Source organism: Methanothrix sp., assembly GCF_016706325.1.
Classification (GTDB): Archaea; Halobacteriota; Methanosarcinia; order Methanotrichales; family Methanotrichaceae; genus Methanothrix.
Map to the genome: position 1 here is coordinate 870,397 of NZ_JADJJX010000001.1, position 16,450 is coordinate 886,846.

Here is a 16,450-nt window from a genome sequence, read left to right on the forward strand (position 1 = left end):
CTACTCCCCGCTGTAGAGCCTGTAGGCCCAGTCCACACTGGCATTATCCAATGTTATGGCATAGATGGCATTGCACAGCCTGATCGCTTCATCCAAAGGCCTCTGATGAATATTCCTGCCGGTAGCATTCCCCGCAGCACCGCTGATATGGATCTGATCATGCAGCCTCTGCAGGAAAAGACGGGCATCAGTGCTCTCTCCGCCGGCACAGACCACCTTGGTGCGCCCAGCTGCCTGCACAGCCTCCTTGAATAGATCTGCCCGATCCTCCTCCGCCCCGGCGGGATAGTTCAGCTTGACGAAATCGCTTCCCAGGGTCAGGGCCACTCCAGCAGCGCCGGCGATGAGGTGAGGATCCCTCTCATCTGCCACTGCCCGTCCGCGGGGATAGACCCAGAGGACTGTCACCAGGCCTGCCTGATGGGCCTGATAGACCAGCCTGGCGGCCTGGGAGAGCATCTCCCCCTCATGCTCGCTTCCCAGATAAATGGTGTAGCCCACCCCCAGGATATCCAGTTTGCTGCTCTCCATGAATTCAACCACCTGAGGCACATCTATCCACAGAGGGCTGCGGGGGTCAGCCTGCTCGGCCTTGATCAGGTTGGTCTTGGAGTTCAGCTTGACCAGATAGGGGACGGAGGGATAGTCCATGCCATAGCGGGCGATCAGGCCCAGCTGGGTGGCAAAGACGCCGATATTGGAGCTGGCTGCTATCCGGAATAGATGCTCTGGATCGTTATCCTCTCGGTCGATTCCCTCTCCAAAGAAGTCGTCGTTCAGGTGCTCTGCCTTCTGGTCGCCGGCAAATAGCATCAACCTCTCCCGGCCCTTTGTGATCCTCAGATAGTTATCCCGGTATCTATTCCGGCTCTTTGCCGGGACATCCAGGGGGATCTTGATATTCTCATTCTCGATCATTCTTCCACCTCAGTCCCTGGGGGAGAGGTCGGTGAGAACGACCTGAGGGATCAGCCTCTCAAAATCATCCCTCTGGCACAGCGCAGTTCCCTGGTGAAGGGTGGTGGCAGTACCAGCAGCGGCTGCATATATCAGGCATTCTGGCAGCTCCTTTCCCTGCACCAGGCCGAGGACGAAACCGGCCACCGAAGAGTCGCCCGCCCCCACAGTGCTCTCCACCTTCACCGTCGGCGGGACAGCCAGATAGGTCCTTCTGCCCGAGACCAGGAGTATGCCCTTCGCCCCCATGGAGACCAGGACGATCTCCACCCCCTTTTGATTGATCTCTCGCGAGGCAGAAATGATCTCATCCATATCCACCAGCTCTCTGCCCACCAGTTCAGAGAGCTCATGGATGTTGGGCTTGATGATATCGGGGCGGGCGCGGATCCCCTGGCGGAGCGCCTCGCCATCCACATCCAGGACCACTCTCACCTGGCACCTCTTCACCAGGTTTATGATCTTACGATAGATCTCCGGGCTGATGCCCCTGGGCAGGCTTCCGCCAATGGTGACCAGCTCGCTGCAGGGAAGCCTCTCCAGCTGCTCTATGAACTGCATCAGCTCATCCGGCCTGATCTCCGGGCCGCGGGCATTTAAGACGTACTGCTTTCCAGTATCCTTCTCATGAATGACGATATTGGTGCGGGTCTCGCCGGAGACGCGCACAAAGTCGGTCTCAATGCCCTCGTTGAGCAACCTCCCCTCCAGCTCCCGGCCGGCAAAGCCTCCCACAAAACCCAGGGCCACATTATCCTCTCCCAGGTTCTTGAGCACCTTGGAGACATCGACGCTCTTTCCTCCTGCAAAGCTCTTCTCCTCGATTATTCTGTTTGAGGCATCATCGCTCATCCTCTGAATCCATAAGGTGCGATCCAATGCCGGGTTTAGGGTGATTGTGTATATCATCAGATCTCATTTATACAGCAAATCTAATTACTCTTTTCCCTGGATGCCCTTCGGCGATTGCTTCAGACGGAAACAAATATATACGTTGATGATCGTATTCCTTCTGCGCAAAGGTCATACCCCAATCCCTCCTATTTCCATGACTTTTGCCCCCCCTCCTAATTATTCATTGATATCTGTGTTAGCATAGCATCATCTCAACCAGCATCATCTCAACCAGCATCATCTTAACCGAAAGGCTTAAGTCGTCAAATGCCGACATTGTGCCCAGGCAAAAGTCGACGGCCATCAATCCCTCCCGTTTTGATGACTTTTGCCCCTCCCTCCTTTTCGTAACCTCTCGCCTAATTCATATATCGCAAACGCATAGCCCTCCTTTTATGCCCGATCCAAAGAAGAAGATCGAAGCCCTGATCAGAGCTCTGGAGGAGCTGAGGCTGCATGTGGCGAGAAAGGACCTTTTCATAGGCGACCGCAGGATCAACTCCCAGCTCTATTTCTCCATTGCCAATGCCTGCCTGAGAAATCGCGCCCTTCTCCTCTACGGCGGGATGGGGGCCAACAAGACCACCCTGATCAATCTGCTCGGATCCTCCTTCCTATCTCTCCCCTTCAGCGAGGTGGAGGATAGAATGGTTACCGGCCATCCAGAGCAGACGGAGGAGAAGATGGTGGGCTTTCTCGATCCCAGACAGTGGATGCGGGAGGAGGGCGGGGCCTGCACAGTGCTCTGGACCCCCTGGTCTAAGTCCCGCTGGAAGCTGATCAATGAGGTCAACCGCTTTCCTGGTGGCAAGCAGAACCTTTTCCTTGAGATACTGAAAAAGAGGAAGATCAGCTATTCCGGGCAGGTCAACGAGCCAGGGGATACCTGCTATTACCTGACCATGAACCCCGAGTTCTCTGCCACCTACCCCCTGGACGAGGCTCTGCTGGATCGCATCTCCGCCTGTGTGCCCGCTTTTCAGCCCGATTTCCTGGCGGGGCTGGCCCTCTCCGAGAGAGAGAGGGAGGTCTGGGAGCTGGCTGGAGAGCTGCCCGGGTTCACCCCCCAGGAGTTCGACTCCCTGCCCGGCCTGGTGGCCGGAAAGAGGCTCGACCCTCAGGTGGAGCTGGCAGTCCTCTGCCTGGTGAGAGACTTCACCCTCTGCGAGAGAGCGCCCTCATATGACAAGACCCAGCTATCCTCTGCCCGCCCATCCCGGGGCCTGTGTGCAGGCTGCCACTACAGCGGCAATCCTGAGGCCATCTGCTGGCAGGTGGATGAGGGGCTATCAGATCGGGCGCGCCAGGATCTGAGATCCTTCTGCCGGGCAATCGCCTATCTCCTGGACAGGGAGGCCGACCTGGAGGTCTTGAAGGCAGTGGCCCCTTATGTCATCTGGCACCGCATAAATCCCGTCCGTTCCATCATCGACCGCCCTCCTTATTATGGAGCAAGAAAGCTTGCTTTTGTGGCGGAGTTGGTGGAAAAGAGCATCAACCGCACAATGAACGAGCGGATGGACATGAACCTCATCTTCTCCCGTGCAGTGGATGGAAAAAGATCGATCTCCGGGGCGATAGAGGAGCTATCGATCTTTGACGATCCCATCGCCCGGCTGGACTTCATACCCTCATTGGAGGAGATGAGGTGAGGCTCACCAGGCTCGTAGATGATGCCTACCGCGGCCTGAACAGAGGGCGGAGGCTGAAGAGTCAGGAAGGCGATCCCATCTTCAGCCTCGATGACCTGGCAGAGAGGGTGGGATGCAGGCCCAGCCGGGTGGAGGTGGAGGAGCTTCTGCCCCCGGATCCAGGCACCCTGGAGAGGCTTCTCATGTCCGATCCGGGCAAGGGATATCAGATCATCTGGGGGCATCTCTCCAGCATTGCTGCTGAGAGGAGCCCTGAGCCTCTGCGCCTTCCGGCCAGGGACTATGCCGGTCTTGGGCTATCCCGGGGAGGCATCATCCTGGAGGGTGAAGGCAAAAGCGTCGATCATGTGGGAGAGAGGATGAGCGGGGGGAGGATATACCTTCATCAGGGGGCAGGCGACTATCTGGGCCAGGAGATGACCGGCGGGGGGATAATAACCGCCGGCGTGGGAAGCTATGCCTTTCGCAGAATGAGCGGAGGCTGGGGGGTGATCAGGGGAGAGGGCGGCAATTTCCTGGCACTGGGCTCTTCTGGGGGAAGGGTGGTATGCCAGGGCGGCTGCGGGGAGAGAGCGGGCTGGCTGATGAGCGGGGGAAGCCTGCGCATTCATGGCGATGCAGGCGACTATCTGGGGCTGCTGATGAAGGGGGGGCGGATCACCATCTTTGGCCGGGCAGGAAGGAGGGCGGGCTGGCGGATGAAGGGCGGCACGATCAGAGGAAGGGAGTTTGGCCCTGAGGCGGCGGATGGAGTCCTGGGACTGGATTGAGATCTGGCAGCGCTCCCGCCAGAGCTGGCACTGGCCGCTTCTCCCCCCTCCCGTTCTGAGGGAAGAAGGAATATCGAGCAGCTTTGTCTTCCCGAACTACCAGATCACCCTGAACCAGCAGGACCTGGAGCTCGGGCCGCTGTACCTGGAGAACCTCTTCGATCATCTCATAGTGCAGTACATCTTCTGCCCCCGCTCTCTGGAGAACGCCGGGCTCCTCGCTCTGGCTGCGCTCAAGGGTCTGGGCCATCATCTACCATCCGATTCAGCATATACCCAGGCGTATTCCTCAGCTTATTCTCTGGCATACACTCCGAGAGGCAAGATGTCTCTCGATCGGGCAGCGCACATCCTGTCTGCCCGCAGAATGGTGAACATATTCTCGGATATCGTATCTGACTCCTTCCGGCTGGAGAGGAGCAGGAGGGACGAAGAGCTGGTGCTGATGGGCTACAGGAGGCTGGCGGATAGGGATGGGCAGGCAGGATGCCCCCTCATGCCGATGGATAGAGTGATCCTGGGATTCTTGAGGGCTTTTTGGGGGGCCGACCTCCCCCCCTGCCCCCTCCCAGAGGTCGAGCATCTCCTGCGGATCTTCTCTCCCGGCATCAGGGACAGAAGCCTCTGGCCCAGGCAGTGCCAGGAGATGGCCCGCATCCTGGGAGCCCTCGAACCGGGCGTTCTGGGGCAGGGGCCGGTCAGGGCGCAGGAGATATTGAATGGCAGCGCAGATGCCGTGCCCCTGCTCTGCGCCTCAGGCCTTGATGCCGGGGAGTATGAGGAGGCCCGGGCGGTGTTGGGGCAGAGAGGAGATCTGAAGCGCTGGTATCGCGATCAGAGCTACTTCATAGAGATCAGAGAGCTTCCCCGGGCCCGCTATGAGACCTGCCCCTCTGATTACACCAAATGGAGGCTGACCGACCCCTTCTCCGATCTGGATATATCCTACTCCCTGAGCCTGAGCCCCTATCTGATTCCCGGGGTCTCGACCTACAGGAGGAGGCATCAGTCCAATCCCCTGATCCCGGGAAGGGCGGGGGTGCCCGATCTTCTTGTGGTCCTGGACAGCAGCCGCTCCATGGAGGGGCCGAGGAAGGGCACCCGGACCCATAAGGCGACCCTGGCCGCCTTCAAGGCCTGCCAGTTCGCTCATTCCATGGGGGCGGAGCTGGCGGCGATAAACTTCAGCGAGAGCTATCACTCCATTGGCTGGACAAGAGACCTGAATGCCGTGGAGGATGTCCTGGTGGAGTTCTTCTGCACCCGCACCCATATACCCGGGAACAGGATTCGAGAGCTGGCCTGGGCCCGGCCAGGCTGCCTGATCCTCTGCATCACAGACACCCATATCCAAAATCTCTACCAGGAGTGGGAGGATATCAAGAAGGCCGCGGAGGTGGGAAGCTTCGTTCTCTTCTCCATCGATCCCGCCTACCGGGATAAGCATGTGGAAGAGGCCCTCTCCAGCCTGGGCCAGGTCTACCACATCCGCCAGCTTGATGATCTCATATCCCTGGTGGTGGAGGTCTCGGAGAGGGCCTACAGCGGGGAAAGTTTTATCATCTCCCAGTAGACTGGGATTCTGGCATGCCGGGATAGGGTAGTGGTTATCCTGAGGGACTGTGGATCCCTCAAGCTGGGTTCGAATCCCGGTCCCGGCCCCTTATGTCCATGGTTTTTTGCTGAAGGCAGCACGCCAGGGCAGCCCCCAGCATCACGCCAGGATTTGGCCACGATTTTATCTTATCCCATCCGGGGAATACTGTATCTTGGGGGAGACCTTCCAAAGGTTAAAAGAGTCAAGGGAGTTGTCCACAGTGCACTGATAGACCCTGAGAGAGCGTTGGGAGTAGGGCCTGGAGAGCTCCTCATAGATGGCCTCATCTGAGAAGCCCACCCCCTGGGCGGCGGCATCAAAGCGGGTAGCGGCGAAGAGCAGCATGGGTATATTGGCCCAGCAGATGGCAGCGAAGCACATGGGGCAGGGCTCTGCAGAGCTGTAGATGACGCAGTGGGATACACCGCCCGGCTGGGGCAGCCTTGACACCTCCTTCTCAATCCTTCCCAGGTCGAAGACCCCCAGGCTGGCGCAGGCGCTGCGAATGGCCATGATCTCTGCATGGGCGGTGGGGTCCAGCGACGATACGACCTGGTTGTGATTTATCCAGTACCTCAGGATCTGATCGGTCTCGTCATCTATCTGTACCACCACTGCCGCAAAAGGACCGCCCCCATCCTCCACCGACTCCCGGGCCGCCTGGCAGGCCAGCCGCATCCAGGAATCGCCCTCCACCTCGATCCCTCTGTAGATGCCCTCCGGCTTGATATTGGCTGTCTGGACGGGATAATACCTGCACTCCTCCTGATCCTCCAGGGTGCACAGGGGAGTATAACCACTCCAGGGCTGGCGATACTCAATTACTCTGCTGGCAACCGGAACAGGCTTGAATTCAAACCTCTCTCTCCCCACATCCACCGGGGGGGAGAGGCGGGCTGGAGAAGGAGCGCTGCTCATCGAGCTCCCGCTGCTATGCAGCCTCCCGGGAGGCCTGCCCTCTCCCCCTCCTTTGGCTTGCCGTTCTGACATATTCCCCGGCAATTCCCCTATCTGCTCACCTGCATCTCAAAGGTGCTATTCTCCCCCGGACCGAGCCTCATCCGGATCTGCTTCCACCTCTGCAGGTATGGCCCCAGCTCCCGCCAGAAGCCCTCCAGCCACACCCGGCGATCGTGCTCGCTCCATGCCTCAGCGCCCTCATCCAGGGAGAGGGCCTTCTCGAGAGCTAGGTCCTCCATCCTCTTCTGGCTCTCAATGAGCTGGACGGCACATCCCTCGCCGTTCTCGTCCTCGACCACCATCATCTTGAACCCTCCCACCTCTATCGAAGACTCAGGGGCAAGCCTTCCCGCCCTCGCCTTCAGCGCCCCCTGAGCAATCGCCTGGAAGATCTCCTCTCGGGCGGCCAGCTGCACCGCCCTTCCTCTAAGATCAAGCATCTCTCTTCCTCAAATAGCCAATCGATAATTGTAAAGGTGTATTGGGAATGAGAGCAGATAAATAATTATAGGCCATGATGATCCCCAAATGATCACCTGAATGATCCCCTGAATGATAGCCATGAATGATAGCCATGAATAATGGGCCAAAATCCACCTGGAGTATGGTATGGGCTGCTTTGAGAGCTACATGGAATTTCGCGAGGAGGTAGAGAAGATCAAGACGAACCAGAGGGATCGGCTTCGCCCTTCAGAGAAGGAAAAAGGCGATCCTTCTGCAGACCCTCCAAATGGCCTTTAGTCCATCTCGCTGACATTGACCCAAAGATGCAGGTCTCTATACGGAGCTGTGAGATTGCCCTCTTTATAGAGGAGGAACTGCAGCTTCTGTCTGTCTCCCGGTTCATCCAGGGAATAGGCAACTGGCCGCTCCCAGGTCTCATTATGCAGCAGGCTGATGTCCATCTCCATCACGGGAAGTACCAGATCCGATCGATTGCGATACAGTGCGCCCGGCATAGAGGTGATATTGCCTGCGCTCTCATCCTCCACCCTCTCTTCAAGCATGCTCTCATTCAGCAGAATATCAACTGGGGGGGTATTGTTCACCTCAATCTGCAGGGTATAATTGGTCAGCCGGTACTCGTGGTTGACCACCCCCACGATCACTGTGCTGTTCTCTTTTGCCCTGACCGCAGTCGGATAGTCATAGGCCTTCCCCCCCGGCCCCAGGATATAAAACTCAGTGAACTTCTCCCCCTCTTTGGGGGTGACCACCACATATACCAAGGCGGCGATGGAGGCGATAATGGATAAGAGCAGAATCACTGTCAGGGCCCTGTCCACCCAGCCCCTATCCTTCTCCCTTCCGATCTCCTCTTTCAATGAATCAGCCCACTGGCGGAGATGAAGGAAGAACCTCTCCTCTGGGGGGAGGGACAGGCGCCGCCTGTGGGCAGTGGCGGCCAAGAGCAGGGTGAAGGCGGAGATGGATATGACAACCGGGAGCAGCCTGATCCCCCAGGGGGTGTAATTGAGGCCCAGGCCGATCAGAGGAACCACGGCAATGCTCAGGCCGAAGCTCAGGGCAATCCTCTCAATTCCGTCCAGATCCTCTCTTTTGGGAAAGAGGGCGGCGATGAGGACATATCCGGGAACAAATAGCACCATCAGAAGGCCGATGGGCACTCGCAGGAATAGGGCGCTCAAAGGGGTGAGGGTGAAGAGCAATGCTGCCAGGGCCATAATTGCTGCCCCCAGGAGGTCTGCAGGTATACTCTTTAAACCTCTATCCATCCCTTATCCACCCTCTACCCTTCCCCTATCCACCCTCTACCCTTCCCCTATCCACCCTCTACCCTTCCCCTATCCACCCTCTACCCTTCCCCTATCCACCCTCTACCCTTCCCCTATCCATCCCCAATTCCCCTTGAATCTCTCTTTACAGCCCCAACCATTCTGTCAGCCTGGCAGCAACTCCCATATCCCGCCCAGGTTGGGCTGGCGGAATGGCCTCATCTGCTCCTGCCACCCCCTCCCGAATATGTCCTCTCGCCCTGAGTTCAACGGTTGCGGATGCGTTTTTTGCCTCCTTCCTTAAAATGTTCACGCCCTTCACATCGCCATCGCCCTTGATGAGGTACTCGCCCTCCGGCATGCCAGTGGTGTCGATTATCAGCTTATACCTGCCCTCGGAGTCAGCCTTGACCCCGGTCTCGGCCTCAACAGTTATAGGAACCTCATTCTTGTCCGGCATTGCTCTGCCAGATACCTTGAGCTTATACCTTCCCGGTGGGACATCCTGGGCAGAGAGGTGTACCTCCCCTCCCTGAGCATTGAAGTCCTTGGTGATCCAGATGCCCATCTTAACTCCTGCATTGAGGTCCTGAACATCTCTGGCTGTAACAGCAATGCGGTTTGGCTTATGAGGTACTTTTATCTCCGTCTCATAGCTGTATCTCCCTGAGACCACTGGCAGCTTCATGGTGAAGCTGGTGAGAAAGTTATTCTCACTGTTCGGCTCACTCATCCCGGTTATTCTCACATTCTCTCCTGCAGTGATGCTGTCAGCGGAGAGCTCAAATGAGAGACCTGGCAGGACCCCCATGAAGATTAGCATCACGCTTATGGCTATGGCGAGACTCGGCCATCCCGCGCCTCCCCTTCGTTCCAGTCTCTTTGGCATACTACCTTCCTCCTGTTTGCGCAATTGTTCAGATCGCTCTGAAGCCTTCATCTGCATGCTTCAGTCTGCATGTTTCCATCTGCATGCTTCAGTCTGCATTTTTCCATCTGCATGCTTCAGTCTGCATGTTTCCATCTGCATGCTTCAGTCTGCATGTTTCCATCAGCATGCTTCAGTCTGCATTATCGCCATTATTGGTGCTGATTGATCTATCAAGATCGATCTCATGCCTGGAATCGATGGCTGACCTTGGCACTTCAGATCTTTGCTGTACAGATCATGCAATTAATTAATCTGTCTTTGGACATCTCCTCAATACTATCCTCGATTTTTTTAAAGATTTTTCAGACCTACTACCTTTATTGTAGCTGATATCAGATAAAAACCCAACGCTGCAGTTCCTATAAATTCATCGAAGATGATCTGGAAAGCCAAACGACATCTATTATCTCCTTGTTGCCATTCACTGAACTGCAAGGATGGCGATGAAGGCAGAGGACTCTTTTTCGCTCTCTTCGATGAATTGTGCGAGCAGACCCGGGGATACTCCTCAGTGCCCCTGCTCCTTTGTGATGAAATCAGCACGGTTTGGCCTCACCACAGAGACGCCAGAGCAAAAAGAGAGATTCTCAGGGGTACAATGCCCACAAAGATCTGGCCAAGAGGGCCTCTCTTTATGATTTGTGCAGGCAGACCGCCCGCGGATGCCTGCGGAGCACCTCAGCCCGGGCCTCTCTTCTTCTTCTCTCTCCCCTGGCAGCCCGGCTCGATCAACGGGGCGAACTTCGTGCCGTAATAGATTATTCCCCGGTCACCCTCCTTTCCTAAAATCCGAAAGACGGCGCGAACCCTCATCCCGATCTTCACCTCTTCTCGGCTGGATACTATCTGGCCGGTGATCCTCGGCCCCTCATCCAGCTGGATTATGGCCAGATTGTAAGGGGTCAGGCTCTCAAAGTCCTCTGTGGCATTGTGGATGGTGGTATAGGTGATGATGGTCCCCGTTCCCTTGAAGGCATGGCTCTCCAGATGAGCCCCTCGCCGGCAGTTGGGACAGAGGTTTCGGGGAGGAAAGAAGTACTCGTTGCATATATTGCAGTGCGTTCCCAAGAGATTGTATCTCTGAGGTATGCTTCGCCAGAATCTGGGAGCTTGGGTCGTCATCTACTACCTCGTGAATATATGTACCAGCGCCGTTCCCCCGAGCCGCCCACATTGTGGGCCAGGCCGATCTCCACCTCATCTACCTGCCTCCGTCCCGCCTCTCCTCGGAGCTGCAAGGCGATCTCATAGGCCTGCTTGATGCCCGTGGCCCCCACAGGATGGCCACAGGCCTTCAGCCCGCCAGAGGTGTTGACAGCCACCTCTCCATCCAATGCTGTCCACCCCTCCTCTGTTGCCTTACCCCCCTGCCCCTTCTCCACAAATCCCAGATCCTCAATCGCCAGGATCTCAGCTATGGTGAAGCAGTCATGGACCTCAGCCACATCCACCTGACGGGGCTCGATGCCTGCCTGACGGAAGGCGGATCTGCCGGCATGGACGGTGGCATCCAGGGTGGTCAGGTCGCGGCGGTCATGCAGGGCCAGGGTATCGCTGGCCTGAGCACAGCCTGCGATCTTGATGGGGGTATCAGAGAACTGGCGGGCGATATCGCTCGGCGCCAGCACTACCACTGCTGCTCCATCGGATATGGGAGAGCAGTCCAGCACATGCAGAGGATCGGCCACCATAGGAGAGCTGTCCACATCCTCAATATCGATCTCCATCTGATACTGGGCGACGGGATTCATACAGGCATGATGGTGATTTTTCACTGCCACCCGGGCCATCTGCTCGTGGGTGGTGCCGTAACGGCGCATATGCATCTTGGCCATCATGGCATAAAGAGCAGGGAATGTGGCCCCAAAGAAGCACTCCCACTCCCTGTCTGCTGCTGCGGCCAGAGCATCAGCGGCAGTGCCCGAGGATACATCGGTCATCTTCTCCACCCCGGCGGCGATCACAATATCGCAGTAGCCGCTGGCCACAGCCAAGACCGCCTGGCGAAGGGCCAGGCCACCGGAGGCGCAGGCCGCCTCCACCCGGGTGGAAGGGACGTGCAGCCGGGAGAGGCCTGCGCAGTCGGCGATCAGAGCCCCGATATGCTCCTGCTCAATAAATCGCCCGCCGCTCATATTGCCCACATAGAGGGCATCTATCTGCTCACCGCTGATCTCTGCATCATCAATGGCCAGGACCCCTGCCTCAGCGATCATATCGCGCAGAGAGCTGTCCCATCTCTCCCCGAACTTGGTGCAACCCACACCAACGATTGATACCGATCTCATACTCTCAGCTTGCCTTTGTGCTTGGCATACATTGCATAATCAAGATACTGCGCATTGCCGATATAGTCGCGAACGCTGGGGGCATGGCAGCGTATCTCCTCGATTCTGTCCAGCACCCTGATGCTGAAGGCATCGCTCCCCGCGCCGGAGCCGAAGCTGGTGACGAAGATCCTCTCCCCCGGCCGGGCCACATCCAGGGTGGCAGCCAGGCCGATCAGGCAGGAGGCGGAGTAGGTGTTCCCGATCAATGGCACAATCAGCCCCGGCTCGATCTGGCTCTTGGAGAAGCCGAGCATCCTTGCCACCCGCACCGGAAACTTTCCATTGGGCTGGTGGAAGACGGCGTAATCATAATCCTTTGGGCTGGTCTGCATCCTCTCCATCAATCCCGTGGCGGCGCTGGTGACATGCTTGAAGTAGGCCGGCTCCCCGGTGAACCTCCCCCCATGCTCTGGATAGGGCATTCCCTCCCTTCTCCAGAAGTCAGGGGTATCGGTGGTAAAGGAATAAAAGCCCTCGATCTGAGCTGCCAGGTCCTTCTTTCCTATCAAATAGGCTGCTCCGCCGGCGGCGGCGGTGTACTCCAGCATATCCCCGGGCGCTCCCTGGCTGACATCGGCGCCTATGGCCAGCCCCAGATCGATCAGATCTGAGGTTACCAGGCCCAGGCATGCCTGGATGGCTGCTGTCCCTGCCTTGCAGGCAAACTCGAAGTCCGCAGTGGTGAAGGAGGGGGAGGTGCCGACCGCCTGACCCACGATGGTCCCCGTGGGCTTGACTGCATAAGGATGGCTCTCTGAGCCTGCATAGATGGCCCCTATCCTTCGCGGGTCCACACCGGCGCGATCGATGGCGTTTCTTGCTGCCTCCACGGCGATGGTCACTGCATCCTCATCAAGATCAGGCACGGACTTCTCGAAGACCTGCAGGCCTAAAGAGATGTCATCGCCATCCCCCCATACCCGGGCGATCTCATCTACCCTTATCCTGAATCGGGGAATATAGACCCCGTAGCTGACAATTCCCGAGACCAATGGATTTCACCCTTTGCTCAGAGCACTGGTGATCTCATCCACGGAAAAATGTGTCGTCAAAAGAGGAATATTCTCAACCTTGGCGATCTTGACTGCAATGGGGTCCACATCCACTGGATCCATCCCTTGCAGTACCACTGCCCCTGGTTTCAGATTGCTCACCCGCACGGCAACCATGCTCGATCGACCGGATCGAACTCCAGTGAATATCAGCGCCCGGGCAGTGCTCCGCCCATAGATCTTCTGGAACTGGTCGGGGAGCATCTCCACAATGGCCTTCAAGCTATCTATCAGTGTATAGCCCCAGATGGTGATATCCGTCCGGCCATATATCACCGCCGCATCCAGCTTCCGGGCGATATCATTCAATGGAAGGGGCTCTTGATACTCGCAGACGCTGCAGATGGAGTCCAGGCCCAGGATATCCCCCCACATATTCTCATAAGCACGCATAACATTGCAGCCCCGGCTCTCATCCAGTCTGAGCAGGGCATCGATTATCTTGCTGACGATCATTATGCCTGGGGACTTTCTCCTGCCGCTCTCATAGTCTGATATCACTGAAGGGGATATATTCAGATGGTTGGAGAGATCGGTCTGAGTTATGCCGAAGTTTCGCCTCCACTTCCTCAATGTCTCCCCTGGGTTTGAAGACAAGGTGATCTCGCCTGCGATCTTCTCTGCCAGCAATCCTCGTGCGTTGGAGATCTCCCCACCGGATTTCATGAGATATAAACTGGTGAAACTAGCATATAAATGTAGCGAAAATAATTCGGCATTTAACGAATTCGAGGTTTGCCAAGGGTATGCTGCGAAGAGGCCGGGAGTGCGTCGACCGGGATTCGAACCCGGGTTGTAGGCTTGCTTCGCAGATCTACTGATCTGCCTGGAAGGCCCAAGTCATAACCGCTAGACCATCGACGCCCGCCAGTTAGTTTCACAGCCTGAACTTAACTGTTTCGATCCAAATCCCTCCCCCAGAGCAGAGCATAATCTCCGGCCCTTCGCTATTTCACCATAAAGGAGCAAAGGCACAAAAGCGCGAGAGATAACACTCCTCGGCCCCCCACTAAAACAGCAAAGAGCCCGCCCATCTCTCCCCTATGCCAGGAGGAGAGCGGTGATAGTCGCGAATGCCACCCCGTCAGCTTGATGTATCCATTCCAGCACACCACCTCCGGGCTGGGCATCTCCCAAGCGAGCACTTTCTCGCAACCCTCGCCCTCCCCCGCACTCCAGCCTCCCTCCTTCAATGTAATGCTCCTCGACCTTAAGGGCCGATCCCCAGGAGATAATTTGATATATGGGGGTGACCGCGAAGGAAAAAAAGGAATCGAATGGAAATAGGAAAGAGAATGATTGCCCTTATCGTCGCCTTCTGGCTGATGCTGCCTGCCTATGTGCCGAACAACTTCGCTGCCATCTTCGGGGGCGGAATGCCTCTGGACCTGGGCCAGGTCTTTCAGGATGGAGAGAGGACACTGGGTGATGGCAAGACCTTCAGGGGAACTATAGCCGGGACAGTATGCGGCATGCTGATGGGTCTATTGCAAAACCAGATCGCTCCGTCCTTAGGCCTGCCGGTCTTCGGCGCGGGATTCGAGCAGCTCCCCATCCTCCTGGGCCTCTCCCTGGGGGCAATGCTGGGGGATATATTCGCAGCTTTCTTCAAGCGCCGGCTGAAGATGAAGCGCGGCTCTCCTCTCTTTCTGATAGATCAGATCGATTTTGTGATAGGGGCATGGCTTTTCACTATGCTGATTGCGCCGCAATGGTTTTGGCACAATTTCACCCCTTTTATAATGATGATCGTGCTCATCATCACTCCCATCCTCCACCGGGTAACCAATATCATCGGCTATAAAATCGGGGCGAAGAAGGAGCCCTGGTAGAGGTTCCTCGATCATCGCGGGGGAGAGGATTTGGCCCGACCAGAGATCGCGAAAGGTTTATAAGTTTGGGTAATTGATACCAAGAGCGTCATAGCCAATTTTATCGTAGAAAAGTATGAAATTGGTAAAATGAAAAGGAGGAGGAATAAATGGACGCATTTAGCATGGGGCTTGTAGCCGCAATGGGAGCCCTTGCGACGGTTGCTGGTGCTTCTGAAGATATTGAGTCCGATGTAGGATCTCAGAGCAATCCCAACTCGCAAGTACAGCTGGCTGCCCAGGTCGGCAATCCCCACAGGATCTATAATAAGGCCATATCGGGTGAACCCCCGGCCAATGCCCTGTGGGCCGCCACAGCTGCTATGGTAGCCTATACGCTTATCACCACTTTCCAGTTGCCTGCATTGATGGCCCTGGTCGTAGGCGCTTCAGTTGCTGCTTTATTCAATGGCGTTTTTTCGATGAGCGCTTATTTTGGCAGGAACTCCAGCCAGGCCAGGTTCAACCAGTGGATTTATCTGGATATCGTCAGGTACACCACGCCATCGATTATGGCGCATGCCTGGATAACATCATTCTGTATTGCAACTATATCGTATATCATGGTATACATGCTGCCAACGCCACATCCCTTCCCAATGCCCATCATCGCATTGATCTGGGGGCTGGCAGTGGGTGCCATCGGCTCCTCAGTGGGAGATATCCATTATGGCAGTGAGAGACAGTTCCAGAACCGGCAGTTCGGATGCGGTCTGAACACCATGCTCTCCGGCCAGATCGTGAGGAAGGCCGAGGCAGGCCTCAGAAACTCCATCGACAACGCCTGGTTCTGCACCAAGTTCGGCGGACCGGCCACGGGAATGGGCTTCGGCCTGACGGTCTTTCTGGACAACTGGCGGACAACGGTATTCGATCCTGTAACCCAGGCCAGCTATGCCATTCTCATGGGAATCTTCTTCATTCTTGTGGAAGTTGTCTATAACCACTATATAGAGAGGTCCACCAGGAGAAAATATGGGCCATATCCAGAGTATAAGGGGGATATAGCAGCATGATAGATCAAAATACAATTATATATGTCCTGGAGATCATCGTGGGCGGGCTGCTGGTTGGAGTCGGTGTTCACTTCGTTCCTGTGGGCGGCGCACCTGCGGCCATGGCCCAGGCTACTGGTATCGGCACCGGAACGGTGCAACTGGCTGCTGGAGCGGGCCTCACCGGTCTGCTGGCTGCCGGCCTGATGATGTCCGTCACCGATAACATCTGGCTCATCCTGGCCTCTGGAGCAGTGGGAGCAGGGATTATGATCGGCTCTACTATGCTCACCGGCTCTTGGATCTACGCTTATGCTGTAGGCGTGCCCTTCGCCTCGGCCAAGGTCAATTATGATCCCATTACCGGCTTCTCTCAGCCACCCTATGTCGCTCCGGGAACAGTTGGCCAGGGCATACCCACAATCTGTTTCGTCAGCGGCCTCATTGGCGGCATGATGGGCGGTCTGGGCGGTGCCATGATCTACTATGCACTATATCTGATCAATCACAATACTGCTCTGAGCGCCATGTTCGCCATCGGCATATTCCTGGTGAATGCTGTGATCGCCTCCTGGAATATCCAGGGCACCATCGAGGGCTTCCACGACCCCAAGTTCAAGAAGTGGCCCTTCGCCTTCAGAGCCTGCCTCGTTGCTAGCATACTGCTCGCATTGGCATCAGTCTTAATCGCAGGAGGTGCCTGAA

At 56.6% G+C, this 16,450-nt stretch carries 16 protein-coding genes, 2 tRNA genes and 1 pseudogene; 8 read left to right on the forward strand and 11 right to left on the reverse strand.

Annotation, left to right across the window (positions count from 1 at the left end):
• On the reverse strand, nt 1-918 hold the full coding sequence (locus IPI63_RS04535) for an aldolase (RefSeq protein WP_292476915.1): 918 nt from the start codon (nt 916-918) through the stop codon (nt 1-3).
• A 9-nt stretch (nt 919-927) separates the two neighbouring features.
• A complete protein-coding gene (gene pfkB / locus IPI63_RS04540) occupies nt 928-1,866 on the reverse strand; it encodes a 1-phosphofructokinase (RefSeq protein WP_292476917.1) in 939 nt (312 codons plus the stop codon).
• 380 nt (nt 1,867-2,246) lie between these two features.
• Here pfkB and IPI63_RS04545 point away from each other — a divergent pair, with 380 nt between their 5' ends.
• The 4 genes from IPI63_RS04545 to IPI63_RS04560 all read left to right on the forward strand — a co-directional run bounded on the left by IPI63_RS04545 (nt 2,247) and on the right by IPI63_RS04560 (nt 5,934).
• Complete coding sequence (locus IPI63_RS04545; RefSeq protein WP_292476919.1) at nt 2,247-3,503, forward strand: ATPase; 1,257 nt, start codon at nt 2,247-2,249, stop codon at nt 3,501-3,503.
• Complete coding sequence (locus IPI63_RS04550; RefSeq protein WP_292476920.1) at nt 3,500-4,273, forward strand: hypothetical protein; 774 nt, start codon at nt 3,500-3,502, stop codon at nt 4,271-4,273. The genes IPI63_RS04545 and IPI63_RS04550 overlap by 4 nt, the downstream gene beginning before the upstream one ends.
• Nucleotides 4,251-5,846 carry a VWA domain-containing protein gene (locus IPI63_RS04555; RefSeq protein ID WP_292476921.1) on the forward strand — a complete coding sequence of 532 codons (1,596 nt, stop codon included), beginning with the start codon at nt 4,251-4,253 and terminating at the stop codon, nt 5,844-5,846. The genes IPI63_RS04550 and IPI63_RS04555 overlap by 23 nt, the downstream gene beginning before the upstream one ends.
• Nucleotides 5,847-5,862: 16 nt before the next feature.
• A tRNA-His gene (locus IPI63_RS04560) sits at nt 5,863-5,934 on the forward strand.
• A gap of 77 nt (nt 5,935-6,011) precedes the next feature.
• On the opposite strand, the gene IPI63_RS04565 is transcribed toward IPI63_RS04560, so the two are convergent.
• Together IPI63_RS04565 and IPI63_RS04570 are read right to left on the reverse strand one after the other, a co-directional pair.
• Nucleotides 6,012-6,860 (reverse strand): nucleoside deaminase, encoded by an 849-nt coding sequence (locus tag IPI63_RS04565; protein WP_292476923.1) that lies wholly within the window; start codon nt 6,858-6,860, stop codon nt 6,012-6,014.
• Between the two features lie 17 nt (nt 6,861-6,877).
• Complete coding sequence (locus IPI63_RS04570) at nt 6,878-7,270, reverse strand: hypothetical protein (RefSeq protein WP_292476924.1); 393 nt, start codon at nt 7,268-7,270, stop codon at nt 6,878-6,880.
• 169 nt (nt 7,271-7,439) lie between these two features.
• On the opposite strand from IPI63_RS04570, the gene IPI63_RS04575 reads away from it, so the two are divergent.
• Nucleotides 7,440-7,571: a hypothetical protein gene (locus tag IPI63_RS04575; RefSeq protein ID WP_292476926.1), complete on the forward strand. Its 132-nt coding sequence runs from the start codon at nt 7,440-7,442 to the stop codon at nt 7,569-7,571.
• Here the strand turns inward: IPI63_RS04575 and IPI63_RS04580 are convergent.
• The 7 genes and pseudogenes from IPI63_RS04580 to IPI63_RS04610 all read right to left on the reverse strand — a co-directional run bounded on the left by IPI63_RS04580 (nt 7,568) and on the right by IPI63_RS04610 (nt 13,743).
• Complete coding sequence (locus IPI63_RS04580; protein ID WP_292476927.1) at nt 7,568-8,566, reverse strand: DUF1616 domain-containing protein; 999 nt, start codon at nt 8,564-8,566, stop codon at nt 7,568-7,570. The genes IPI63_RS04575 and IPI63_RS04580 overlap by 4 nt on opposite strands.
• Nucleotides 8,567-8,711: 145 nt before the next feature.
• Nucleotides 8,712-9,455: a hypothetical protein gene (locus tag IPI63_RS04585; RefSeq protein WP_214064696.1), complete on the reverse strand. Its 744-nt coding sequence runs from the start codon at nt 9,453-9,455 to the stop codon at nt 8,712-8,714.
• Between the two features lie 720 nt (nt 9,456-10,175).
• Nucleotides 10,176-10,619, reverse strand: coding sequence for a Zn-ribbon domain-containing OB-fold protein (locus tag IPI63_RS04590; protein WP_214064695.1), 444 nt, complete (start codon nt 10,617-10,619; stop codon nt 10,176-10,178).
• Nucleotides 10,620-10,622: 3 nt separating this feature from the next.
• Nucleotides 10,623-11,785, reverse strand: a pseudogene (locus tag IPI63_RS04595) (thiolase domain-containing protein).
• The gene (locus IPI63_RS04600; RefSeq protein ID WP_292476932.1) at nt 11,782-12,819 is read right to left on the reverse strand and encodes a hydroxymethylglutaryl-CoA synthase; all 1,038 of its coding nucleotides are present in this window, start codon (nt 12,817-12,819) and stop codon (nt 11,782-11,784) included. Before IPI63_RS04600 ends, IPI63_RS04595 begins: the two are co-directional and overlap by 4 nt.
• 6 nt (nt 12,820-12,825) lie before the next feature.
• The gene (locus tag IPI63_RS04605; RefSeq protein WP_214080173.1) at nt 12,826-13,545 is read right to left on the reverse strand and encodes a helix-turn-helix domain-containing protein; all 720 of its coding nucleotides are present in this window, start codon (nt 13,543-13,545) and stop codon (nt 12,826-12,828) included.
• A gap of 101 nt (nt 13,546-13,646) precedes the next feature.
• Nucleotides 13,647-13,743 (reverse strand) — tRNA-Gly (locus IPI63_RS04610).
• 431 nt (nt 13,744-14,174) lie between these two features.
• On the opposite strand from IPI63_RS04610, the gene IPI63_RS04615 reads away from it, so the two are divergent.
• The 3 genes from IPI63_RS04615 to mtrD all read left to right on the forward strand — a co-directional run bounded on the left by IPI63_RS04615 (nt 14,175) and on the right by mtrD (nt 16,449).
• Nucleotides 14,175-14,711 (forward strand): CDP-2,3-bis-(O-geranylgeranyl)-sn-glycerol synthase, encoded by a 537-nt coding sequence (locus IPI63_RS04615; RefSeq protein ID WP_366850865.1) that lies wholly within the window; start codon nt 14,175-14,177, stop codon nt 14,709-14,711.
• Nucleotides 14,712-14,860: 149 nt separating this feature from the next.
• Nucleotides 14,861-15,766, forward strand: coding sequence for a tetrahydromethanopterin S-methyltransferase subunit E (mtrE, locus tag IPI63_RS04620; RefSeq protein ID WP_292476935.1), 906 nt, complete (start codon nt 14,861-14,863; stop codon nt 15,764-15,766).
• Nucleotides 15,763-16,449 carry a tetrahydromethanopterin S-methyltransferase subunit D gene (gene mtrD / locus IPI63_RS04625; protein ID WP_214064649.1) on the forward strand — a complete coding sequence of 229 codons (687 nt, stop codon included), beginning with the start codon at nt 15,763-15,765 and terminating at the stop codon, nt 16,447-16,449. The genes mtrE and mtrD overlap by 4 nt, the downstream gene beginning before the upstream one ends.
• The last annotated feature ends 1 nt before the right edge of the window (nt 16,450 follow it).